The following is a 25,377-nucleotide window of genomic DNA, read 5'->3' as shown; positions in this document are numbered from 1 at the left end:
GCCCCTCTCTCACCGCCATATTTAAAGAAGAGCTCGCATGTAAATGCGGGCTTTTTTTTCGCCCGAAACCCGTGGAGAGATGGGTGAGAACCCTCGACCCGAGGTTCGACAAATGCTTTAGCATTTGCACGTCAGGGGCGCTTGCGACCATGACGCCCGTAGGGTGAGCGCAGCGAATCAGCCCCTATCTCACCGCCATATTCCAGGAGAAAGTCTGAATTCGCGTTCAGACTTTTTTTTGCCTAAAATCCGGCATCGTTCATGCCTTGACCAAACGGTATAGAAACAGAAGATTAAACTTGACCGAATGCGGTCTACTCCCTATAGTAGCGCCCCGTTGCCCCATGATATTGGCAACAGATTCAAAACGGTGAGGTGTCCGAGTGGCTGAAGGAGCACGCCTGGAAAGTGTGTATACGGCAACGTATCGAGGGTTCGAACCCCTCTCTCACCGCCATCTTCTAAGAAGAGCCCGCATGAAAATGCGGGCTTTTTTTCGTCTGGATTTTGTGTTCTGCCTGTCGGATGACGCTGCGCTTATCCGGCCTACCCGGTTTCAGATGGTTTTGTAGGGGTGCACGATTTACCATAAAAAAACCCGAACCTAAGTTCGGGCTTGTCAGTGCTGTTATGCCTTACCTTTGCTAAACCGTTTTCGTATCACCACAAAGAACACCGGCACAAAGAAGATGGCGAGCAAGGTTGCCGAGAGCATTCCGCCCATTACCCCTGTGCCCACTGCATTCTGCGCCCCGCTGCCAGCACCGCTGCTTAATACCAGTGGCATCACCCCCAGAATAAATGCCAGTGATGTCATCAGGATAGGTCGCAGACGCATACGCACTGCCTCAAGCGTGGCCTCTATTATCTCTTTGCCTTCCTTTTCCATCAGGTCCTTAGCAAATTCGACGATTAGAATTGCATTCTTCGCCGACAGACCAATAGTGGTCAACAATCCGACCTGGAAATAAACGTCGTTATTCATTCCCCGCATTACCGCCGCCAGAAGTGCGCCAACCACGCCTAATGGCACAACCAGCATGACCGAGAATGGTATCGACCAGCTTTCATAGAGTGCAGCCAGACAAAGGAACACGACCACTAACGAGATGGCATAGAGTGCAGGAGCCTGGTTTCCAGAAAGCCTTTCCTGATATGACATTCCCGTCCAGTCATAGCCTATTCCAGCGGGTAATTTTGAAGCCAATTGCTCCATTAACACCATGGCCTCTCCGGTACTTTTTCCCGGTGCTGCCTCGCCCAATAGTTCCATCGATGGCAAACCGTTATATCGCTCCAGACGCGGCGAACCATACATCCAGTGCGATGACGAAAATGCTGAAAATGGAGCCATTTGCCCAGAGCTACCACGGACATAGAGATTATTAATATCCTGCGGCAACATGCGGAAGCGGGCATCAGCTTGCACATAAACCTTCTTCACGCGGCCGTGATCGATAAAATCGTTCACGTAAGTACCACCCAGTGCACTGGCTATGGTTTGATTAATATCCGCAAGGCTAATGCCAAGGGCTTGCGCCTTTTCCTGGTCAATTTCCAGCTTGTACTGTGGGGTGTCTTCAAGCCCATTAGGGCGAACACGCGTCAATATCTCGGGATGTTTGGCGATCATCGCCAATAATTGATTACGGGACTGCGTTAATTGCTGATGGCCAAGGTTTGCCTGGTCAATCAGTTCAAAGTCAAAACCCGTCGCCGTACCTAATTCGATAATCGCCGGTAAGTTAAACGGGAACACCAGTCCATCATGAATCCGACCAAATGCTTTGGTCGCGCGTTCAACAATCGCACCGACCGCATTCTCTTTTCCAGACCGTTCCTCCCAGGGTTTCAGGCTAATAAAGGCAATCCCGGAGTTTTGCCCCTGCCCGCTGTAGCTAAAACCATTCACCGTAAACACGGATTCGACGTTGGCTTTTTCGGTATTCAGGTAGTAATCGGTGATTTGATCGAGCACTTTTTGTGTTCTTTCCTGCGTCGCACCAGCGGGCAGCTGCACCATCGTCATAAACACACCCTGATCTTCTTCGGGCAGGAATGCGGTAGGTAAACGCAGGAATAGCACCGCCATTCCTGCAACAATAATCACATACACCAGTAAATAACGCCCGGTGCTGCGTAAAATGTTACTGACACTATCTGTGTAGTGATGAGCACTTTGGTTGAATTTCTTGTTAAACCAGCCAAAGAAGCCCGTTTTTTCATGCGCCTGCGGGTCAACTGGTTTTAGCAAAGTCGCGCAGAGTGCTGGTGTCAGGATCAAAGCAACCAACACCGAAAGCGCCATTGCCGAAACGATAGTAATCGAGAACTGGCGATAAATTGCCCCGGTCGAGCCACCGAAAAAGGCCATCGGAATAAACACCGCCGACAGCACCATAGCGATACCGACTAACGCCCCCTGGATCTGGCTCATCGATTTCTTGGTGGCTTCTTTCGGTGAGAGATGCTCTTCGACCATCACGCGCTCAACGTTTTCCACCACCACGATCGCATCATCCACCAGCAGGCCTATCGCTAACACCATGCCAAACATCGTCAGGGTGTTTATCGAGTAGCCAAAGGCAGATAGGACGGCAAATGTCCCCAGTAATACGACCGGCACCGCGATAGTCGGAATCAGCGTGGCGCGCAGATTTTGCAAGAAGAGATACATTACCAGGAACACCAGGATGATCGCTTCGAACAGTGTTTTCACCACCTCGTGAATGGATATTTTCACAAACGGCGTGGTGTCATAGGGATAAACAACCGTCATCCCTTGGGGGAAGTAAGGTTGTAGTGAGGCCAGCTTTGACTTGATAGCGGCAGCGGTATCCAGGGCATTTGCACCCGTCGCAAGCTTAATTCCCAGGCCTGCCGCCGCCTGGCCATTAATTTTCGCAACCGTATTGTAGTTTTCACCACCCAGCTCAATGCGCGCCACGTCGCTTAAATGAACAACTGAACCATCCGGGTTCACTTTCATGGTTACTTTGCCGAACTCAACCGGATCACGTAAGCGTGTCTGCGCAATAATCGATGCGTTAAGCTGCTGATTTTTAACCGCAGGCGTGCCACCGAGTTGCCCGGCAGCCACCTGGTCATTCTGCAATTTGAGCTGATTGACTACATCGCCCGGATTAAGCTGGTATTTGTTCAGCGCATTCGCATTAAGCCAAATACGCATCGCGTACTGGGCGCCAAATAGCTGCACATCCCCCACCCCGTTGGTTCGGCTGATAGCATCTTTAATATTCGATGCCACATAGTCGGAAATATCATCCTGTGTCAGGCTTGGGTTATTAGAGATAAAACCCGCTACCAGCAAGAAACTGCTCGAGGATTTTTCGACACTAATCCCCTGCTGCTGCACTTCTTGTGGCAGTAATGGCATCGCCAGTTGCAGCTTGTTCTGCACCTGGACTTGCGCAATATCCGGGCTGGTGCCTGATTTGAAGGTCATGGTAATAGTCACGCCACCGGCAGAATCACTGGTGGAGGACATATACATCAGGTTATCGATACCGTTCATATTTTGTTCGATAACCTGCGTCACGGTATCCTGCACCGTCTGGGCATCAGCACCAGGATAGGTTGCCGTCACCGCAACAGCCGGTGGCGCAATCGTTGGATACTGCGCGACGGGAAGCTGTAAAATTGCCAAGCCACCAGCAATCATCAAAATGATCGCCAGCACCCAGGCAAAAATTGGTCGTTCGATAAAAAACTTAGCCATTGTGCAAACCTTAGCGTGTTTGAGTGTCAGCGCTATCTGGCACTATCTGGACAGCGACCCCAGGACGCACGCGCTGAAGCCCGCTGACGATGATTTTATCGCCAGGCTTCACACCTTTGGTTACCAGCCATTTATCACCAATCGCCTGAGGGGCCACCACTTCGCGGACGACCGCTTTATTATTCTCGTCGACCACCATCACGGTGGCGTCACCACGCGGATTGCGCGTGACCCCCTGTTGCGGCACTAAAATCGCTTCGGGCTGAATGCCTTCATCGATTTTTGCCCGCACATACATACCTGGCAGTAATTGATGCTGCGGATTGGGGAATACGGCTCGCAAGGTAATGGAGCCAGTCGTTTGATCGACAGTGACATCGGAGAACTCCAGATCGCCATTTAGCGGATAAGGTTGACCATCCTCCATAAGCAATTGCACCGTAGTTTTACCGTTCGCTTTTTGCAAACTGCCCTTTTCCACAGCCTGTTTCAGTTGCATAAAGTCAGTGCTGGATTGCGTGACATCAACGTAGATTGGGTCAAGCTGCTGAACAGTAGCCAGCGACGAAGCCTGCCCGTTTGTCACTAATGCCCCTTCGGTGACATTCGATTTTCCAATACGCCCATCGATTGGCGAGGTGACTTTGGTATATGCGAGGTTAATACGCGCATTTTCCACTTCAGCCTGCGCAGCTTTCACTTCTGCATCAGCCTGTTGTGCGTTCGCGACGGCCTGATCGTATTCCTGCTTGCTGATGTAATTAGTACCGAGCAATGGCACATAACGTTTCACTGTTAAATGTGCAATGTTTGCAGCAGCTTTAGCCTTTGCGAGTGAGCCTTGTGCGCTATTCCAGGCGGCCTGATACGTGGCCGAGTCAATCTGATAGAGGGAATTTCCAGCAACGATATCGCTGCCTTCAACAAAGTTACGTTTCAGGATAATGCCACTCACCTGCGGGCGAACTTCCGCCACACGAAAGGCATCGGTACGCCCTGGAAGTTCAGTCGTCACAGCCAGTGGCGCCGCTTTAACGGTAAACACATTGACCTGCGGCGTGGGCATTGCTGCCTTCTCGTCGCCTTTATCATTACAACCCGTTAAGGCACCCGTCGCTAACAACAGCATGGATGACAGGATGATGAACTCGCCATATTTCTTCATTACGATTCCTTAAAGCATGACTCTTAAAGTAAAAACCGAACGTCGATGGGGAAATGAAACCCACCGGCAACGTATTCCTGTTATTTCGCCTTACCAAAGCGGCGGCTAATCACGACAAAAAATACCGGGACAAAAAAGACCGCCAGCAGCGTTGCGGAAACCATCCCACCCATAACGCCTGTACCGACGGCATTCTGCGCACCACTCCCCGCTCCGCGGCTAATCACCAGAGGCATAACACCGAGAATAAATGCCAACGAAGTCATGAGAATTGGGCGCAGGCGCATACGCACCGCGTCGAGCGTGGCTTCAATTAATCCTTTACCTTCTTTATCAATAAGATCTTTGGCGAACTCGACTATCAGAATGGCGTTTTTGGCCGACAGGCCAATGGTGGTCAACAACCCAACCTGGAAATAAACGTCGTTATTTAATCCACGCAGCGTGGCCGCAAGCAGTGCGCCGATGACGCCAAGTGGTACCACCAACATGACTGAGAACGGAATTGACCAACTTTCATAGAGTGCCGCCAGGCATAAGAAGACAACCAGCAACGAGATGGCGTACAGAGCCGGGGCCTGATTACCGGATAAACGTTCCTGGTAAGACATGCCGGTCCAGTCAAAACCAATACCCGCGGGTAATTTCTCGGCCAGACTTTCCATCAGCAACATAGCTTCACCGGTACTTTTACCCGGAGTCGCTTCACCAAGGATCTCCATAGAAGGCAGACCGTTGTAGCGTTCAAGTCGTGGTGAACCATAGATCCAGTGTGAACTGGCAAAAGCGGAAAACGGCACCATTTGCCCACTGCTCCCGCGCACATACCAGGTATTGATATCGCTCGGCAGCATACGGTTCGATGCCCGCCCCTGAAGGTAAACTTTTTTCACACGTCCGTGGTCGATGAAGTCATTGACGTAAGTGCTGCCCAACCCAGTGGCAATAGTCTGGTTAATATCGGAAATGCTAACGCCCAGCGACTGCGCCTTTTCCTGATCAACTACCAACTTAAATTGCGGTGTGTCTTCCAGCCCATTAGGGCGCACGCGCACCAGCAAATCCGGGCGTTTGGAAATCATGCCTAAAAGTTGGTTTCGCGCTTGCGTCAACGCCTTATGGCCCTGACTTGCCTGATCGATTAATTCAAAGTCAAAACCTGTGGCAGTGCCCAGCTCCGTAATTGCGGGCAGATTAAAAGCGAATACCATTCCCTCGTGAATTCGGCTAAAAGCGCGGGTTGCGCGACCCACGATAGCGGTCACTTCATTCTCTTTGCCAGGGCGTTTACTCCAGTCTTTCAAACGCACAAAAGCCAGGCCGTTGTTCTGGCCTTTGCCGCTAAAACTAAAGCCATTAACGGTGAAGACTGAATCAACATTGGCGGATTCATGAGTCAGGTAGTAATCGGTTATCTGATCCATGATTTTCTCAGTTCTGGCCTGCGTCGCTCCTGCGGGCAAAGTCACCATAGTGAGGAAAACGCCCTGGTCTTCTTCGGGCAAAAATGAGGTAGGTAAATGAAGGAAGAGTGCTGCCATGCCCGCAACAATCAAGACATAAACCACCATATAGCGCCCGGTAGAACGTAAAATCAACCTTATGCTATTGGTGTAATGGTGGGTACTTTGCTCAAAACGAGCATTAAACCAGCCAAATAGGCCACGGGTTTTACCATGGCTACCTTTGACGACCGGTTTGAGCAAAGTGGCACAAAGCGCAGGGGTGAGGATCAACGCAACCAACACCGACAGTGCCATTGCCGAAACAATTGTTATCGAGAACTGGCGATAAATAACCCCGGTTGAACCACCGAAAAACGCCATCGGAATAAACACCGCCGAGAGCACCATCGCGATCCCTATCAGCGCCCCTTGTATCTGCGACATTGATTTTTGGGTTGCTTCTTTAGGGGACAGTCCCTCTTCAGCCATCACGCGTTCAACGTTTTCCACCACCACAATGGCATCGTCCACCAGCAAGCCTATCGCCAGCACCATGCCAAACATCGTTAATGTATTAATGGAGTAACCGAACGCAGCGAGCACAGCAAAAGTGCCGAGCAACACAACCGGCACGGCAATGGTAGGAATCAGCGTTGCGCGGAAGTTCTGTAAAAATAGGTACATCACCAGGAAGACCAGAATGATGGCTTCAACCAGGGTTTTAAATACTTCGCGAATGGAGATTTTGATAAATGGCGTGGTGTCGTAGGTGTACACCACTTTCAAGGATTGCGGGAAAAAGGGTTGCAGGCGGGCCATTTGTGTCTGGACGGCTTTGGCGGTATCCAGCGCGTTAGCACCCGTCGCCAATTTTATCCCAATACCCGCAGCCGGTTTTCCGTTGTAGCGGGCGATAACGTTATAATTTTCACCACCCAGTTCAATGCGGGCGACATCGTGTAATTGAACTTTGGAACCGTCTGCCTTCACCTTGAGCAAAAGGTGCCCGAACTGTTCGGGGTCGCGCAAACGAGTCTGCGCAATAATAGAAGCATTCAACCGCTGGCCCGGAATGGCTGGAGTGCCACCCAGTTGCCCCGCGGCTACCTGCGCATTCTGGGTTTTTATCTGGTTAATCACATCAAGAGTGGTGAGTTGGTATCTATTTAGCTCGTTAGGATCAAGCCAGATACGCATTGCATATTGCGCCCCGAAAAGTTGCACATCTCCCACCCCCGCCGTACGGCTAATCGGGTCTTTAATATTCGAGGAAATATAGTCAGCGATGTCGTCCTGACTCATGCTGCCATCTTCCGAGATAAAACCGGCAACCATCAGGAAACTGCTGGAGGACTTCTTCACACTGATTCCTTGCTGCTGCACTTCTTGCGGCAACAAAGGCATGGCGAGCTGAAGTTTATTCTGCACCTGAACCTGCGCGATATCTGGATCGGTGCCTGACTTGAAGGTAAGCGTCACCGTCACACTACCTGAGGCATCGCTGGTAGAAGACATGTACATCAGGTTATCCAGACCATTCATGTTCTGCTCGATAACCTGGGTCACGGTATCCTGAACAGTACTGGCGTCTGCTCCTGGGTAGGTTGCGTTAATGGCAACCGCAGGTGGAGCGATTGTCGGGTACTGCGCCACTGGCAAATTAATGATCGACAGGACACCCGCCAGCATCAAAATGATCGCCAGCACCCAGGCAAATATGGGGCGCTCGATAAAAAACTTCGCCATGTGAAAAGTTCTCTGTTTAAAGTCTAATTTTGTAATGGATATAGAGGGAATTAGCTTAACAGAGACTTTATCGATTAATGATTCATGCTTGTATGTATAATCTTCCATATCGCTACTGGACATCGAAAAATTTAAAGCCCACAATAATTCTTTATTTAATTAGAAACCGTTTTTAAATAACACCTAAAAGAAAAATAATATTTAACCCTGTTAATTCTTGTAACTAACATCCAGAAAGAGTTAATTAACTATGGCCAGAAAAACTAAAGCTGAGGCATTAAAAACGCGTCAGCACCTGATCGATGTCGCAATCACACTTTTTGCTAAAAATGGCGTATCTACTACCACACTTGCTGACATTGCCGATGCAGCGGGCATGACTCGTGGTGCGATTTACTGGCATTTCGATAGTAAGGTCTCGTTATTTAATGAAATCTGGAACACTCAACCTTATATCGGTGAAGAGATAAGAAAGAAACTTAAAGCGAAATATCACGATAACGATTTAATACTGCTTCGTGAAATGATTATTGAGGCCTTAAGATTCATTGCTACCGATCGTTGCCAGCACGAATTACTACAAATTCTTTATCATACGTGTGAATTTACTGGGGAAATGTATTCGGAGAGGGAAATAAGAGAGCGTTTTTGGTTTAACCGGGAAAGAATGAGGAAGATATTACGCAATTGTATTTCGAAAGGTCAAATTCCTGTTAATACTAATATCGATCTCACCATAACGCTTATTCATGGCTATCTGAGCGGGATCATCAAAAACTGGCTAATGCAGCCGGAGAATCTTAATCTTTATGAGCAAGCACCTGATGTGGTCGACAGCCTTTTCATCATGCTGACAAAATCAGTGTGACAAAAAGGGCAATGGTTTGAACCATTGCCCCTGGAGACTACAAATCTTTAAACGAACCCAACCGATAGCCACGTTCCGCAATCGCATATTTTAACGACGCAGAAGTCAGTACATCCAGTTCAGCAAGACGTGGATAGCAATACTTGCTGTTAAGAATGGTGTTATCAATAAAGGAAGGATGACTCATTATTTCTAACGATTGCTCACCACGCGCCATGGAACGGTCAAGTGTATCGAGGAATAACGTTTCCGATATCGCCTCACCATAAAAACCACTGTCAAAACCTTGCGCCGTTTTTACGCCCTGGCACTCAAGCCCGCCAGGTGTGGCAGCTTCGTAATCAAAACGGATTGCCACGCCCTGCTCTTTCGCAAAGGCTTCAACGATCGGATAGATCTGCGGGATCATATGCACATGGTGATGGCTGTCGAGATGCGTAGGTTTGCGGCCAAATAATTCGACGAATCTCGCGAACTGGCACACCAACTCTTGCTCAATTTCGGCAAGTGGCAGAGTGTCTTCTTCCGCTCGCTGCCAAATCCATTTACCCAACTCGCCCTTTTCATCAACCAGGCCTGGCATTGCAGATAATGGTCGACCCAACGTCAGTACAAAATGCATCCCAATAGCCAGACCTGGATGTTTTGCACTGAGTGCAACAGCATGTTCAATACCTGCGGCGTTAACCATCGCGGTGGTAGACGTCACTACACCGTTGGTGAATGCGTCGATAATTCCGTAATTTTGCGCCTTACACAGCCCAAAATCGTCCGCATTAACAATTAATAACTTATCCATTGTCGCCTCGGTAAGCTGCCTTCCCTTTGCAGGGAAGGCCTCCAGTTATTTAAGTGCAGCGATAGCTTTTGCAAAGTTTGGCAGATTAGCTTCGTGAGCTAACAGCATATCGCGGGCAATTTTCTCGGCATCTTTATCAGAATGAATCAGCGGGCTTAGATTCAACGCCAGCAGAACATCATTAAAGTTTCCGCTAAGCGCCGCTTCACTGGCCGCCACTTCGAACCCTTTGATGGTGTAAATCAGGCCCAGCACTTTTTCATCAAAATGAGTGATGCGTGAGCTTGGTGTTGCGCCATCACGGCCGATGGTACAGGTCATTTCAACCGCCCAGTCAGCAGGAATATTATCAACATGCCCATGGTGTGGTACGTTAACGTAATGCTCGCTTTGCTTGTCGTTATAGATATCGCTGATAACTTCACAAGCCGCATCAGAATAGTAAGCCCCGCCACGCAGTTCCAACTCTTTTGGTTTCACATTCAACGCAGGGTCTTTGTAGAGTTCGAACAGTTGCTTCTCAACTTTCTGCACAACGGTTGCGCGCGCGCCGCCTTTGTAGAACTCGCCCATTTCGATAGCCAGCATCTCTTTTTGCTTGAAGTAGTAGAGCAAATAAGAGCACGGCAGCAGGCGCAGAGAACGAATCAGACCTTCACTGAATGGCAGATCAAAGATGTTTTTCACCGAACCTGCAGTCAGCGTACCGGACGCCACGCCATCAAGCAGTTCGTCAAAGCGAGAAGTGCCGTTAACGATGACATCTTTGATGAAGACCATGTGGTTCAGGCCGAACAAATCGATATTCAACTCATCTGTTGGTGCGAGTTTCAATACATCCTTAATGAACATTTTCATGCCCACTGGAATGTTGCAAACACCGATGAATTTTTTGAAGTCAGTGTGGCGATATACCGCTTCGGTTACCATGCCGGCCGGGTTAGTGAAGTTGATAACCCATGCGTCTGGGCAGATCTCTTTCACATCATTAATGATGTCGAAAATCACCGGAATAGTACGCAGGCCTTTAAACAAACCACCCGCACCGTTAGTTTCCTGGCCCAAATAGCCATAGCTTAGTGGGATACGCTCATCAAGTTCACGGGCTTTAAGTTGCCCAACACGCAATTGCGTAGTAACAAAATCGGCATCAACCAAGGCTTCGCGGCGATCGAGGGTTTTATACAGTGCAATTGGCACTGCCGCGCGTTCAATCATACGCAAGCAGAGGTCGAAGATAATATCTTGTTTCTCTTTACCCGCCTCAACATCAACCAGCCATAATTCAGTAATCGGCAATTCTTCGTAACGTTTAATAAAACCTTCGAGTAATTCAGGGGTATAGCTGCTACCACCACCGATTGTGACGACTTTCAATTTTTTACTCATGAGGACTCCGCTAGAACTTTCGCTCGATATAAGTGAGATCTATAGATGTATTATTGAAGGTTATATCCAGTAATTAATTTTACTGGAGCCAAAGACCAACCATCATTAATACATTTACAAGTTATTTAATGCTATATAACTGCTTCCGATAATGCTGCGGGGTAAAAGAAGTTAACTTCTTAAAGTTTTTAATAAACATACTGGCGCTGCTGTAACCGGACTCGAAAGCAATATCGGTAACAGAATAGTTCGTGATCTCCAGTTGTTTCTTGGCAAAATTAATTCTTATCTCATTGATAATTTGCATCGGTGTTTTGCCATAGTGGCGCTGTGTAGCACGGGTTAAGTACTCCTGTGACTTACCGGACAACTCCACCATATTCACTAATGCTTTATCACCAAACATCGACTTGCCATGCATCAACTCGACGGTGTTTTTTAGCCAGCCAGGAATATCACCACCTGACTCAGATTCTTTATGATGACGCAGACGGTTCACAATATAAAACGTCACCATTTCAAGAAACTCACTAAACTCTCCCTGACGGAAGTTTAATGAAGCAGTCACAGATTCAATATAAGTCAAAAATTCATTCTTAATTTGATACACCTGTGACGCAATAAAATATGCTGGGAATAACGGTAAATAATGCTGTTCAAAAAAAGCCTTGCTAATACCAACATTCAGAATTCGGGTCGCACCGAAATCATAAAAACTTTGATGATAAGAGCCGAGTGGAATGAAAACAAAACTCCCTCTTTCCAGCAGCACACGTTTACCGTTGATTTCCTGATAATAACGTCCCGTCAATACCACCGTGAATTCGTAATAATCATGCTGGTGCAGCCCGGAGACACTTTCGACTTTGTTGTGGATGAACATGTGGAAATGTTGACCATCAAAAAGCTGGCTCTCGCGTGCCGTGTTGATTTCCATACTGATTACCGGTGGCTGCATAGGGACTCCAACTTATTTTATTTTTTCGTGAAGCTCAATAAGTTCTGTAACCAGCTCACGCGCCAGCATAGAAGTCATCAGATGATCCTGTGCATGAACTAGCACCAGGCTAACTTTAGTTTTGCCTTCGCCCTGGTCACCTTCAATCAATTTGGTCTGTACCAGGTGCGCCTGGTTCAGCGCTTCACGAGACTGTGCCATCAACTCCCATGCCTTTTCAAAATCACCGGTTTTAGCGATTTTGAGTGCGCCGTAAGCCAGGCTGCGGGCTTGTCCAGAGTTGATGATTAAACCCATTACCACTTCTTCAAGGTCGTTAGTATCTACTTCGTTTTCTACTGCGTTTTCTAAATCAAACATCAAATTCTCTCCCGGTTTAAAACGGTTGGGGATAACCCTATCCCCAACCCAAGCTACTTAGAACTTCAGTGCGTTAGCAATATCTTCTTCGCTTTCTTCTTCTTCGATTACAGCCTGCGCTTTGTTAGACAGGATAACGAATGGCATGTAGACACATGTCGCGACACCCAAGTTAAACAGTGCGACTAACAGTGCTGCGATACTACCGTTACTGTTGAAGAAGGCGCCCAGGCCTGTAGGCATCGTCCACGGTGCCAGGTTGGTAACCGGTGGAATAATTCCCAGAGAGTAAGCCGCAAGTGTGATAGCTGCCAGAATCGGCTGAACCAGCACAAACGGGATGAACATAACTGGGTTCATGATGATTGGCAGACCGAACAGGATAGGTTCGTTAATCTGGAAGATGCCTGATGGCAGTGCCAGTTTCGCCACCTGACGGTGGTCGGCGCGACGTGAAACCATGAAGATTGCGATAATTAAGCCCAGTGTCGCCCCAGAACCACCCAACAGGATGTAGGAGTCGAGCATTGGTTTCGCCCAGAAGTGGAACTGTTTACCCGCGTCAAGTGCCGCCTGTACAGAGCCGTACTGGTTGTAGATTGCGATGTTTTCCAGCGCCCATGGAGTCATGATGCCGTTGTCCAGCGCAGTAAGCGCCAGCGAACCATGCACACCGAAGAACCACAGCAGGGAGTTGAAGATAACGTACGCCCAGCCCACTACCGCACCCATCGACGCCAGCGGCGTAGAGATAGAGTCCATAATGATCTGGTGGAAGTTGCTACCGTGATTTGCCAGCAGCCAGGAAATAATCCCGAAAATAGACAGGATAATAAAGCCTGGAATTAATGCAGAGAAAGAACGTGATACCGATGTCGGCACACTATCTGGCAAAGTAATTACCCAGTTTCGGCGGATAACGAAAGTAAATAGCTCCGCGACAACCAGACCAATAACAATACCGGAAATAATATTCTGACCACCTAACCAGTTAGCGCCAACAGCATAAGCTTCGCCTACGCTATATGGAGTAACAGTCATAAATGCCGCAACGGATAATAAACCGGCTGCAAGAGGGTCAACTTTACGTTCCTCAGCTAGCGCCATACCAATGAAAAAAGGAGCCATTAGCGACATAATACCTAACGTACCGTTATATACGTTGCCGCCAATGGCTTTTAACCCATTAAGGGTTTCAATGGTTGAGGGGTCTAAACGAATACCTAAAGAATAAAAAAATGAACCAGCGCCAAAACTCAGAAATACGTTATTGATTAATACAAACATGGCCCCGGCAAGGGTCAATGGCATTAATTTGATGAAACCATTTTTAATTGCGTTGACGTGCGGTTGCTTCCCAATTTTCACTGCGAAAGGAAGCAATATCTTTTCAAGTGAATCAATGACTTTACTCATTTGGAATTTCCTTTATTGCCGCAAGAGTCTTGCGGCCAGGTTGTGTAAGGTCGTTCTTTGACGGAAAAATAAAACAAAATATAAAATTAATTACTTGCTGCCTTCTTGATAGATGCGACTGCTGCTTTCAGCACGCCTAACCCATCAATTTTGCCGTACATTGCTGAATCAATAACTTCTACCGGTTTACCTGGTAATACTTTCTGAATTTCTGGCAGCATATAAGCGATCTGTGGTCCAAGTAATACCAGATCCGCATCCTTGCCTTTTTCAGCAGCCAGAGTTTCAGGCCAGGCTTCGATAATTACAGGCACTTCATACTTCTCTGCCTGCGCCTTCATTTTTGATACCAGCAATGAGGTGGACATCCCGGCAGAACAAAATAGGTAGATACGTCTTTTGGTCATAATAAATTCCTCACGTTGCAATAGCCTGCATGTCTGAAATCAGCACAACCCACGCCTGCAAAAGGGACTGATTGGAAAGTTCTGATTGTTTCTTGTTGAGAGAAGTATACGGCAACACGTCGGCGGGGAATAATATTATGGAGCCCAAAATTGTCTCTCCTTGACCATCCGTTTTGATACCCTTCACATTTTGGGTAAATAATTCGCGCAAAGAAAAAAGCCCAAACAGAGTTTGGGCTTTACAATTCTTTCACACCAGAAATCAGTCGTAGGCATTCAATGCGCGCTGGCAAAGGGCCGAGCGCACACAATCTTGTTTGCCAAAGCGAACCACACCTACCATTTCATCTTCTTCAAAACGTTCCAGAGCATCACTCAGGCCGGACTTAACACCCCGTGGCAAATCGCATTGCGTGATATCGCCATTGACGATGACCGTCACGTTTTCCCCAAGGCGCGTTAAGAACATTTTCATTTGCGCTGCGGTGACATTCTGCGCCTCATCAAGAATAACCACCGCATTTTCGAAGGTACGTCCGCGCATATAGGCGAACGGCGCAATCTCTACTTTGCCAATTTCGGGACGCAGACAGTACTGCATAAAAGACGACCCTAAACGTCGCACCAGGATGTCATACACCGGGCGGAAATAAGGAGCGAATTTTTCCGAAATATCCCCAGGTAAGAAGCCGAGATCTTCGTCAGCTTGCAGTACCGGGCGGGTGACAATTATCCTGTCGACATCCTTATGTATCAGGGCCTCAGCGGCTTTCGCCGCACTGATATACGTTTTGCCGCACCCGGCTTCACCGGTGGCGAATATCAGCTGCTTTTTCTCGATGGCGTTAAGATAGTGCTCCTGAGCCTCATTTCGCGCCGCTATCGGGGAGTTATCACGGCAATCTCTTGCCATACCGATAGATTCAACGCCGCTCATCTGCACAAGCGTTGTGACCGATTCCTCTTCGCGTTGTTTGTGGCTACGCGAATCCCGTCTCAGCACACGTTTTGCTTCACGACGAGCTTTGATCACTGCTTTCTGTCTTCCCATGGATGGCACCTTACAGTTGGTTTCATTTCCCGCGCCACAACACAGTGCGCGATTATGTTCACTAACGGATGAGGTTTGGCTTCCTTTTAAGCCATGAACTGCCGGTTGAGAGGATGCACCAGTTAGACGAATTACGCCGCTTAGCGCATCGTTAATACATTGAGTTGTAAAAGGATCAGGTTTTTTAGCGGTGAAGATAGCGAAGCCGGAGGAGACACCTCCGCGCTGGGTAGTGCGGGTAAGAAGTTTGCTCAATCGTCCAGTACAGGACCCTACCATTCGCGATCTCCATTGTGATTAAGATTCACAGCCGGGAACTACCGCTCGTGCTTTAATTACATCAAAAATTATCTAAATTGCAACTTTTATTTTACTTTAAATCAACATTCGCGTTTCGTCATTCGCTTATTAAATTTATGACATAAAAATATTACACTTTTATATCAATGGTGTAGACATATAGAAATTGAATGAATACCTGGCAGGCAAATTGTTAGCAAAGGAAAAATTAGCAGGAGAAGAGAAAGTTAAGCATCCCCTTCTTATATAGAAGAAGGGGATGCTTAGGATTAAGTGATTTCGAGATTACAGAATCATGCTTCCAGAAGCCCTTGCCCTAAATAGTGCTGCTTATCCACAACACCCGGCAATACAAAGAAGTACCCACCGCCAATCGGCTTCACATACTCCTCCAGCGCTTCGCCGTTAAGACGTTGCTGCACAGCCAAAAAGCCCTTCTCAAGGTCATGCTGGAAGCAGACAAATAACAATCCCATATCCAGTTGCCCGGACTTTGATACACCCAATGAATAGCTGTAACCACGGCGCATCATCAGGTTGGACTGCGTCTCTTTAGTGCGTGGGTTCGCCAGACGAATATGAGCATCCAGCGCAATCACATTACCGTCAGGGTCTGCTGCATAGTCCGGCTCGTCGTGCTCATTCTTCATGCCAAGCGGCGCACCACTATGTTTGTCGCGGCCAAAAATAGTCTGCTGCTCTTTTAGCGGCGTTCGGTCCCAGGACTCAACATGGAACTGAATAATACGCACGGCCTTATAGCTGCCGCCTACCGTCCATGCTGGCTCTTGCTGATCTGCCGTCACCCACACCACATCATTCATCAGCGGTTTGTCTTCGCTGTTAGGGTTCGCCGTACCGTCTTTGAATCCTAACAAATTGATAGGTGTCTCTTTGCCACGCGAACGCGCTGCGTGGTTGGAGATAAACCCTTCGCGCTTCCAACGCACGCTTAGCAGATCCGGCGTGTGTTTGATGATATCTCGCAAGGCATGGATAACCGTATCCGCTGTATTCGCGCAAATCTGGATCAGCAAATCACCATGACACAAGCTGGCATCCAACGAGTCATTAGCGAAGCGTTGCATCTTTTGCAGCTTTTTCGGCATCTGCCCTTTCAGCCCAAAGCGCTCATCAAACAACGATGCTCCCGCAGAGAGCGTAAAAGTCAGGTTATCCGGGTAAATCTGCGCACCAAGAATCCCTGAGTCCATCGGTGGCATCCGTGGATTAGGGGTATCCGGCGCAGGCCCACCCGTGGTGAGGAAATCGAAACGCGCAGACAGCAACTTGAATAAACGCTCAAGGTCAGCTTTATCACTGGCCAACACATCAAAGGCAACCAACATCATTGCCGCTTGCTGTGGCGTCAGTACACCAGCCTGATGCTCACCGTAAAACGGTTGTTTTTCCATGCGCGCATCTGGGGGTAATGTGCCAGGAGAAGTCTCTTGTTTCGCCGCATGTGCCATGGGGCATCCGCCCGCAACGGCAAGGGCGCCACCGAGCGCGCCCAAACCTTTCAGTAAGCGGCGGCGAGCCGGAATATGCCCGCCGTTTTTATTTTTATCTTCCATAAAAACTAGTCCAGACCCAGTACGCCACGCAGTTGTGACAAATCTTCTGCCAGCGCCGTTACCGGCCCTTTCAGCGCATTGCGGTCTGCATCGGTCAGTTTGTCATAAGTCTCGAAGCCGTCTTTAGTACGGTATTTAGCAAGAATGGTGTCCACTTTCTTGAAGTTGGCATCCACTTTTGCCAGCAATGGTGCGTTGTCTTTAGTCAGCAACGGGCGCAGCAAGTTAACAATTTTCTGTGCACCATCAACGTTTGCCTGGAAGTCCCACAGGTCAGTGTGGCTGTAGCGATCTTCTTCACCACTGATTTTGCTGGCCGCCACTTCTTCAATCAGGCCCGCAGCACCGCCGACAACTTTGCTTGGTGGGAATGCCAGTTCAGAAATACGTGTTTGCAGATCCAGCACGTCGCTGTTGAGCTGATCGGCATATTTTTCCATGCCTTTAGTGGAGTTATCACCAAACAGCGCTTTTTCCAGACGGTGGAAACCAGTGAATTTAGGGTCGTTAGCTTTCTGCTCGTAATCATCTTCGCGGGCATCAATGCTGCCGTCGAGATCCGAGAACAGTTCAGCAATAGGTTCGATGCGCTCGTAATGCTGGCGTGTTGGCGCATACAGAGATTTAGCTTTTTCGATATCGCCGGCTTTCACCGCGTCAGTAAAGGCTTTTGTGCCTTTAACCAATTCTGCAACTTCGGCAGTCACATAAGCTTTGTATTCAGTGATTGGCCCGGCCAATGCCATCAGGTCGTTTTTCGGTGCAGCCTGATCGCCCGCCGCTTTAACGATGAGTTTACCTTTCGGATTGCTCAACAGGCCGCAGGTCATGTCGTATTCACCCGCTTGCAGGTTGGCCGTCATTTTCTGCGAGAAACCTGGTGCGATGTTTTCACGCTCTTCAACCACCATCACCCCTTTCAGGATTTCCCACTCCAGCGCTTTCTGACTGTTGTTCTGAATGATGAACTGGGTTTTACCGGCGTTAACAGTAATGTTCATCGGTTCGCACTGTTTATCAGTCACAGTAACTTTTACCTGAGGAACATCAGCGGCCTGTGCGGCAAATGCAGAAGATGCCAGCGCGAATAGCGCGGCGTGCAAGGCTTTACGACGAAAGTGTGTAGTCATGGCCAATCCCTATCAAAATTAGTATGTTGTAACTAACGAATGTTATTTGTTGCCTGAACGCTCAAGCGAGGCGGCATAAAGAACAGCACCAGCACGGGGATCAGGTAGATAAAGTACATCGCCACTTCGCTGACGCTCGGCGCTTCCTGGTAACCGAAAATACCTTCGAGCAGCGTACCGGTCAGAGAATGAGTGGTAAGAACATTACTGAGGTCAAAAGCGATATCCTGGAAGTGATTCCAAAGTCCCGCTTCGTGGAAAGCACGTACTGCACCCGCTGCAAGCCCTGCGGCCACCAGCAGAATAAACAGGCTGGTCCATTTGAAGAACACGGCCAGGTTCAGACGAATACCGCCCCAGTAAAGTAAGAAACCAAGCACAATCGCAGTGCCCAGGCCAAGCATCGCACCGAGTGGTGGCATGATGCCCACGTCCTGCTGGAATGCTGCCAACAGAAAGAATACTGACTCCAGTCCTTCACGGGCGACAGCGAAGAACACCATTAAAATTAGCGCCCAACCGTGGTTGCCTTTGCTGTGCAGCGCTTCGTCCACTTTCTGCTCGAGTTGCCCTTTCACATTGCGCGACACTTTGCGCATCCAGAACACCATCCACGTAAGGATGAAGACCGCGATGACTGCCACGATGCCTTCAAATAACTCCTGCTCTTTTTGCGGGAATTCACCGGTGGTTTCGTTGATAAAGATACCCAGCGCCAGGCACAATGCAGCTGCCGCCACAACGCCAATCCACATGACGCCAATCCATTGGCCACGTTGAGTACGCTTCAGATAACTGGCAATCAGGCTAACAATCAGCGCGGCTTCCAGGCCTTCGCGTAACATAATGAGAAACGGGACAAACATTACTGACACCCCAACTGTGAACTCAGGTCAAATGGCGTAAAGAAAAGTAAACCATAACGATTGTGATTATCATTACCGAAAAAATAAACACAAGCAGAGAATTTGTATATTTTTGTACAGCTGTAAAAAAGGCCGCGATAAGCGGCCTTCAAAGGGTGTTATGAATTACTCAGGTTGTAATTTGCTCGGCGGTGCGGAGTGATAAATTTCGTCCGCTTGTTCGAAGCGTTTTTGCATGGTCGCACTTGGCGCTTTGCCAAGCAGGCTGACCGCGACAATACCGATGCTGCCGAAGATGAAACCAGGGATGATTTCATACAGGCCCAACCAACCGAACTGCTTCCAGACGATAACAGTCAGCGCACCGATGATCATCCCTGCCAGCGCACCATTACGCGTCATGCGTGACCACATTACCGAGAACAGGACTACCGGGCCAAACGCGGCTCCGAAGCCTGCCCATGCGTAGCTGACCAGACCCAGAACACGGTTTTCAGGGTTAGCCGCCAGGGCGATGGCGATAAGTGCCACCAGCAACACCATAAAGCGCCCTACCCACACCAGCTCTTTCTGTCCCGCATCTTTACGGAAGAAAGCTTTGTACAAATCTTCGGTAATTGCACTGGAGCAAACAAGTAACTGGCAGCTCAGCGTCGACATAACTGCGGCTAAAATTGCTGACAACAAGATGCCCGCAATCCATGGGTTGAACAGCAGTTGCGCCAGCTCGATAAATACGCGCTCGCCGTTTTGGTTTACCGCACCCGCAAGCGCCGGGTTGTTGTTGAAATAAGCGATACCAAAGAAGCCTACAGCACACGCACCCGCCAGGCACAGAATCATCCACGTCATACTAATGCGACGTGCTTTAACAATTGTGTGATGCGAATCTGCCGCCATGAAGCGCGCAAGAATATGCGGCTGGCCGAAGTAACCCAGGCCCCAGCCCATTAGCGAAATAATCGCCACGAAGTTCAGACCTTTCAGCATGTCGACATTTTCGATACTTTTTTGCTTGATAACCGCCATCGAATCGTCAAATCCGCCAACCGCAATAACCACCATTACCGGTGTCAGGATCAGAGCAAAGATCATCAAACTCGCCTGTACGGTATCCGTCCAGCTTACTGCCAGGAACCCACCGACAAAGGTATAAATGATGGTTGCCGCAGCCCCCGCCCAAAGTGCGGTTTCGTAGCTCATGCCGAAGGTGCTTTCGAACAGACGCGCACCGGCCACGATGCCAGATGCGCAATAGATGGTGAAGAACAGCAGAATCACTAACGCGGAGATAATACGCAGCACACGGCTTTTATCTTCAAAACGCCCGGTGAAATAATCTGGCAGTGTCAGCGCATTGTTGTTCACCTCAGTGTGAACTCGCAGGCGTCCGGCGACCAGTTTCCAGTTGATATATGCGCCAACCGTCAGGCCGATGGCAATCCAGCTTTCCGAAATACCGGAAAGGAAGATGGCACCCGGTAGGCCCATCAGCAGCCAGCCGCTCATGTCGGATGCGCCCGCTGATAATGCAGTAACCACACTACCCAGGCTGCGACCGCCCAGAATGTAGTCATCAAAGTTTTTCGTTGAACGCCAGGCGATAAACCCTATCAATATCATGCCAAAGATATAGATAAAGAAGGTCACCAGCATTGGTGTACTCATGTTCATGCAAGTTCTCCAGATTTTTTCCCCCGTCATCCTTCAAGCCGCAGATGCGTTGGCTGCATCCGCGCGCTCCAGTCACATAGTTAACTATGTGACTGGAGACTTACGGCCTGGCCGCCTTCCTGCAACTTGAATTATTTAGGGGGGTTAGTATTTTTTATTCACAAGCGTTTTAACACACTATTCACAATAAATTCACCGTACAAAAAATAGCTTTTTTCACCAGGTTGCACTCGCTCACGCTTTTCACGGTTGCACCCTTAGAAAGTGTTAACTCTGTCGGTTAATTCACCCTGTCTGCGAATAATTAGTCCGCTTGTTTTCTAATTCCAAATTTAACAATTCAATCTATTTCCCAGCTTGCTATCTGGCTCACATTTAACAAGGTTGCACAAAGTTGCAACATGATAGATATTGCCCGATAACTTTTATCAACCCTTCAATATTTACCCGAGTAATAACGGGTATGGGAGTTACTGGCATGGCCACCACCATGGGCGTAAAACTGGACGACGCGACCCGCGAGCGCATTAAAGACGCCGCTTCACGTATTGACCGCACACCACACTGGCTAATTAAACAGGCGATTTTTAATTATCTCGAACGCCTGGAAAATAACGATGAACTGCCAGAACTTCCGGCCATGCTGGCTGGTGCCGCGAATGAAAGCGAAGAAGCTGCCCCGCACGTTGAAGAAACACATCAGCCGTTCCTTGATTTTGCAGAACAAATACTTCCTCAGTCCGTTACTCGCGCAGCTATTACCGCAGCCTGGCGCCGACCGGAAACCGATGCGGTGCCGATGATTCTGGAACAGGCACGTTTGCCAGTGAATATTGCAGAAAAAACTCACAAACTAGCGTACCAACTCGCTGAAAAGCTTCGTAATCAGAAGAGCGCATCAGGCCGGGCGGGCATGGTACAAGGTTTGCTGCAAGAATTCTCACTTTCCTCACAAGAAGGTGTGGCGTTGATGTGTCTGGCTGAAGCGTTATTGCGCATCCCGGACAAAGCCACGCGCGATGCGTTAATCCGCGACAAAATCAGCAACGGCAACTGGCACTCGCATATTGGTCGTAGCCCATCACTGTTTGTGAACGCTGCCACCTGGGGTCTGCTGTTTACCGGCAAACTGGTGTCCACGCACAACGAGGCTAGTCTGTCGACATCCCTGAACCGCATCATCGGAAAAAGCGGTGAGCCGTTAATCCGCAAAGGTGTAGATATGGCGATGCGCCTGATGGGCGAGCAGTTTGTGACCGGCGAAACCATTTCCGAAGCATTAGCTAACGCCCGCAAACTCGAAGAGAAAGGTTTCCGCTACTCCTACGATATGTTGGGTGAAGCAGCACTGACCGAAGCCGATGCACAGGCTTACATGGTTTCTTATCAGCAAGCGATTCACGCGATTGGTAAGGCCTCTAATGGGCGTGGAATTTACGAAGGCCCTGGCATTTCCATCAAGCTTTCCGCACTACACCCGCGCTACAGTCGTGCGCAGTACGATCGCGTAATGGAAGAGTTGTACCCGCGTTTGAAATTCCTGACGTTGCTGGCCCGCCAGTATGATGTCGGCATTAACATTGACGCCGAAGAGGCCGATCGCCTGGAGATCTCACTCGATCTGCTGGAAAAACTCTGCTTCGAACCTGAACTGGCAGGCTGGAACGGTATTGGTTTCGTGATTCAGGCGTACCAAAAACGCTGCCCGTTTGTGATTGATTACCTGGTGGATCTCGCTACCCGCAGCCGTCGCCGCCTGATGATTCGTCTGGTGAAAGGCGCGTACTGGGACAGCGAAATCAAACGCGCCCAAATGGATGGGCTGGAAGGCTACCCGGTTTATACCCGCAAGGTTTACACCGACATCTCTTATCTGGCCTGCGCGAAAAAACTGTTGGCAGTACCAAACCTGATTTACCCACAGTTTGCGACACACAACGCCCATACGCTGGCAGCAATCTACAATCTTGCCGGGCAGAACTACTATCCTGGCCAGTATGAGTTCCAGTGCCTGCACGGCATGGGTGAACCACTTTACGATCAAGTGGTGGGCAAAATTGCCGACGGTAAACTGAATCGACCTTGCCGTATTTATGCACCTGTTGGCACCCACGAAACGCTACTGGCGTACCTGGTGCGTCGTCTGTTAGAAAATGGCGCGAACACCTCGTTTGTTAACCGTATTGCCGACAACACCTTGCCGCTAGATGAGCTGGTTGCCGACCCGGTTACCGCCATTGAAGCTATCGCGGTTAAAGAAGGCCGACTAGGTCTGCCTCATCCAAAAATCGCTGTACCGAAAGAGCTATACGGCGCGAACCGCACCAACTCCAGCGGCCTGGATCTGGCGAACGAACACCGCCTCGCCTCCCTCTCCTCTGCCCTGCTTAATAGTGCGGCGCAAAAATGGCAGGCGCTGCCGATTCTGGAGAATGCCGTCGCAGCAGGCGATATGGTGGCAGTGAAAAACCCAGCGGAACCGACAGATGTCGTTGGTTATACGCGTGAAGCCACGCACGAAGAGGTTTCACAAGCACTCGTGAGTGCCGTTAACAATGCCCCAATCTGGTTCGCCACCCCGCCACAAGAACGCGCCGCGATTCTTGAACGTGCGGCCGTGATGATGGAAGGCCAGATGCAAAAGCTGATTGGCGTTCTGGTGCGTGAAGCCGGTAAAACCTTTAGCAACGCCATTGCCGAAGTGCGTGAAGCCGTAGATTTCCTGCACTACTACGCAGGCCAGGTACGCGATGATTTCGATAACGAAACACACCGCCCGCTCGGCCCGGTCGTTTGCATCAGCCCGTGGAACTTCCCTCTGGCTATCTTTACCGGGCAAATTGCTGCAGCCCTCGCAGCCGGTAACAGTGTGCTGGCAAAACCGGCTGAGCAAACCCCGCTGATTGCCGCCCTCGGTATCAATATTCTGCTGGAAGCCGGTGTACCTGCGGGCGTGCTGCAACTTCTGCCAGGCCGTGGTGAAACCGTGGGCGCACAGTTAACAGGCGATGCCCGTGTGCGTGGCGTGATGTTTACTGGTTCCACCGAAGTGGCTACTTTGCTGCAACGCAATATCGCCGACCGTCTTGATCCACAAGGTCGCCCGACGCCGCTGATTGCAGAAACCGGTGGTCTGAACGCAATGATCGTCGATTCTTCAGCGCTTACCGAACAAGTGGTGGTTGATGTGCTGGCCTCGGCCTTTGATAGCGCAGGCCAGCGTTGTTCCGCACTGCGCGTGTTGTGTATCCAGGAAGATGTCGCCGAGCATACGCTGCAAATGCTGCGCGGTGCGATGGCGGAATGCCGTATGGGCAACCCTGGTCGCTTAACCACAGACATCGGCCCGGTTATCGACGCAGAAGCCAAAGAGAATATCGAGAAGCATATTCAAACGCTGCGCAGCAAAGGCCGCAAAGTATTCCAGGCGGCTCGTGAAAACAGCGTGGATGCGAAAGAGTGGCAGAGCGGTACTTTCGTCGCACCTACATTGATTGAGCTGGAAAGCTTCGATGAGATGCAAAAAGAGGTGTTTGGCCCGGTGCTGCATGTGGTGCGTTATAACCGCAACGACCTGGAAACGCTGATTAACCAAATCAATGCGGCGGGATACGGTTTGACGCTTGGCGTACATACGCGTATTGACGAAACCATTGCCCAAGTTACAGGTTCCGCACACGTCGGTAATATGTACGTCAACCGCAATATGGTTGGCGCGGTCGTCGGTGTGCAGCCATTTGGTGGCGAAGGTTTATCTGGCACCGGCCCGAAAGCCGGTGGCCCACTGTATCTGTATCGCCTGCTGGCAAACCGCCCGGACAACGCGCTGCAAACTACCTTTAACCGCCAGGATGCTGAGCTACCGGTAGATTCCACGCTTAAAGCCAGCCTTCAGGAAGCTCATCAGGCGTTAGCGCAATGGGCGGTAAAAAAAGGCGAATTGCCTGCTATCTGCGCACGCTTCGCGCAACTGGCGCAAAGCGGCACGTTACGCCAGTTACCGGGGCCGACGGGTGAACGTAATACCTATGCCCTTATGCCACGTGAGCGAGTGTTGTGTATCGCAGATAATGAGCAAGACGTATTAGTGCAACTGGCAGCAGTGACGAGCGTGGGCAGCCGTACGCTATGGGCTGATGACAAACTGCATCGCGAACTGGCAAAAACACTACCGGATCTGGTACAGAAGCATATCGATTTCGCGAAAGAAGATTCGTTGCTGAGCCAGCCGTTTGATGCGGTGATTTACCACGGTGATTCCGACCAGTTACGCGCATTGTGTGAAAAGGTAGCTGCGCGGGATGGGGCCATTGTTTCGGTACAAGGCTTCGCACGTGGTGAAACTAACCTGTTGCTGGAGCGTTTATACGTTGAACGCTCACTGAGCGTGAATACTGCGGCAGCAGGTGGTAACGCCAGCTTGATGACAATCGGCTAAGTTTTCACTACGCTAAAAAGGCTCCTTTTTGGGAGCCTTTTCTTCGAGG

Annotated in this window: 16 protein-coding genes and 1 tRNA gene; 3 read left to right on the top strand and 14 right to left on the bottom strand. The window is 49.5% G+C overall.

The genetic code is table 11. The features are described from left to right. Nucleotides 1-369: 369 nt before the first annotated feature. Nucleotides 370-457: transfer RNA gene (locus LVQ76_RS21200), tRNA-Ser, on the top strand. A 171-nt stretch (nucleotides 458-628) separates the two neighbouring features. Here LVQ76_RS21200 and LVQ76_RS21195 read toward each other — a convergent pair. The 3 genes from LVQ76_RS21195 to LVQ76_RS21185 form a co-directional block, all read right to left on the bottom strand. After that, the gene (locus tag LVQ76_RS21195) at nucleotides 629-3,739 is read right to left on the bottom strand and encodes an efflux RND transporter permease subunit (protein ID WP_232922420.1); all 3,111 of its coding nucleotides are present in this window, start codon (nucleotides 3,737-3,739) and stop codon (nucleotides 629-631) included. A 10-nt stretch (nucleotides 3,740-3,749) separates the two neighbouring features. Next, complete coding sequence (locus LVQ76_RS21190) at nucleotides 3,750-4,904, bottom strand: efflux RND transporter periplasmic adaptor subunit (protein WP_232922419.1); 1,155 nt, start codon at nucleotides 4,902-4,904, stop codon at nucleotides 3,750-3,752. Between the two features lie 80 nt (nucleotides 4,905-4,984). Next, nucleotides 4,985-8,095, bottom strand: coding sequence for an efflux RND transporter permease subunit (locus LVQ76_RS21185; protein WP_232922418.1), 3,111 nt, complete (start codon nucleotides 8,093-8,095; stop codon nucleotides 4,985-4,987). Nucleotides 8,096-8,345: 250 nt separating this feature from the next. On the opposite strand from LVQ76_RS21185, the gene LVQ76_RS21180 reads away from it, so the two are divergent. Continuing rightward, on the top strand, nucleotides 8,346-8,963 hold the full coding sequence (locus LVQ76_RS21180) for a TetR family transcriptional regulator (protein WP_232866511.1): 618 nt from the start codon (nucleotides 8,346-8,348) through the stop codon (nucleotides 8,961-8,963). Between the two features lie 37 nt (nucleotides 8,964-9,000). Here the strand turns inward: LVQ76_RS21180 and chbG are convergent, their stop codons facing one another. The 11 genes from chbG to putP all read right to left on the bottom strand — a co-directional run bounded on the left by chbG (nucleotide 9,001) and on the right by putP (nucleotide 20,890). Beyond that, on the bottom strand, nucleotides 9,001-9,762 hold the full coding sequence (gene chbG / locus LVQ76_RS21175; protein WP_232922417.1) for a chitin disaccharide deacetylase: 762 nt from the start codon (nucleotides 9,760-9,762) through the stop codon (nucleotides 9,001-9,003). 45 nt (nucleotides 9,763-9,807) lie between these two features. Next, the gene (locus LVQ76_RS21170) at nucleotides 9,808-11,151 is read right to left on the bottom strand and encodes a 6-phospho-beta-glucosidase (RefSeq protein ID WP_154149441.1); all 1,344 of its coding nucleotides are present in this window, start codon (nucleotides 11,149-11,151) and stop codon (nucleotides 9,808-9,810) included. Between the two features lie 121 nt (nucleotides 11,152-11,272). Continuing rightward, entirely contained in the window at nucleotides 11,273-12,109 is an 837-nt protein-coding gene (gene chbR / locus LVQ76_RS21165) for a transcriptional regulator ChbR (RefSeq protein ID WP_051880561.1), read from the bottom strand. Between the two features lie 12 nt (nucleotides 12,110-12,121). Then, entirely contained in the window at nucleotides 12,122-12,469 is a 348-nt protein-coding gene (gene chbA, locus LVQ76_RS21160; RefSeq protein WP_232866517.1) for a PTS N,N'-diacetylchitobiose transporter subunit IIA, read from the bottom strand. Nucleotides 12,470-12,526: 57 nt separating this feature from the next. Then, nucleotides 12,527-13,885 carry a PTS N,N'-diacetylchitobiose transporter subunit IIC gene (gene chbC, locus LVQ76_RS21155; RefSeq protein WP_232866520.1) on the bottom strand — a complete coding sequence of 453 codons (1,359 nt, stop codon included), beginning with the start codon at nucleotides 13,883-13,885 and terminating at the stop codon, nucleotides 12,527-12,529. An 86-nt stretch (nucleotides 13,886-13,971) separates the two neighbouring features. Next, nucleotides 13,972-14,292 carry a PTS sugar transporter subunit IIB gene (locus LVQ76_RS21150; RefSeq protein WP_064517748.1) on the bottom strand — a complete coding sequence of 107 codons (321 nt, stop codon included), beginning with the start codon at nucleotides 14,290-14,292 and terminating at the stop codon, nucleotides 13,972-13,974. Between the two features lie 262 nt (nucleotides 14,293-14,554). Continuing rightward, nucleotides 14,555-15,343: a phosphate starvation-inducible protein PhoH gene (gene phoH / locus LVQ76_RS21145; protein ID WP_208326128.1), complete on the bottom strand. Its 789-nt coding sequence runs from the start codon at nucleotides 15,341-15,343 to the stop codon at nucleotides 14,555-14,557. Between the two features lie 593 nt (nucleotides 15,344-15,936). Beyond that, on the bottom strand, nucleotides 15,937-17,220 hold the full coding sequence (efeB, locus tag LVQ76_RS21140; protein ID WP_232922416.1) for an iron uptake transporter deferrochelatase/peroxidase subunit: 1,284 nt from the start codon (nucleotides 17,218-17,220) through the stop codon (nucleotides 15,937-15,939). 5 nt (nucleotides 17,221-17,225) lie between these two features. Then, on the bottom strand, nucleotides 17,226-18,350 hold the full coding sequence (efeO, locus tag LVQ76_RS21135; RefSeq protein WP_232922415.1) for an iron uptake system protein EfeO: 1,125 nt from the start codon (nucleotides 18,348-18,350) through the stop codon (nucleotides 17,226-17,228). 32 nt (nucleotides 18,351-18,382) lie between these two features. Further along, nucleotides 18,383-19,216, bottom strand: a complete 834-nt coding sequence (efeU, locus tag LVQ76_RS21130; RefSeq protein ID WP_232866528.1) for an iron uptake transporter permease EfeU — start codon at nucleotides 19,214-19,216, stop codon at nucleotides 18,383-18,385. A 165-nt stretch (nucleotides 19,217-19,381) separates the two neighbouring features. After that, nucleotides 19,382-20,890, bottom strand: coding sequence for a sodium/proline symporter PutP (gene putP / locus LVQ76_RS21125; RefSeq protein ID WP_232922414.1), 1,509 nt, complete (start codon nucleotides 20,888-20,890; stop codon nucleotides 19,382-19,384). 478 nt (nucleotides 20,891-21,368) lie between these two features. On the opposite strand from putP, the gene putA reads away from it, so the two are divergent. Then, on the top strand, nucleotides 21,369-25,328 hold the full coding sequence (gene putA / locus LVQ76_RS21120; RefSeq protein WP_232922413.1) for a trifunctional transcriptional regulator/proline dehydrogenase/L-glutamate gamma-semialdehyde dehydrogenase: 3,960 nt from the start codon (nucleotides 21,369-21,371) through the stop codon (nucleotides 25,326-25,328). Nucleotides 25,329-25,377: the final 49 nt, after the last annotated feature.

It is taken from the genome of Buttiauxella cochleicola, assembly GCF_021283185.1.
GTDB lineage: Bacteria > Pseudomonadota > Gammaproteobacteria > Enterobacterales > Enterobacteriaceae > Buttiauxella > Buttiauxella massiliensis.
Note: the sequence above shows the minus strand (reverse complement) of the source record. Positions and strands in the feature narration are given on the sequence as shown.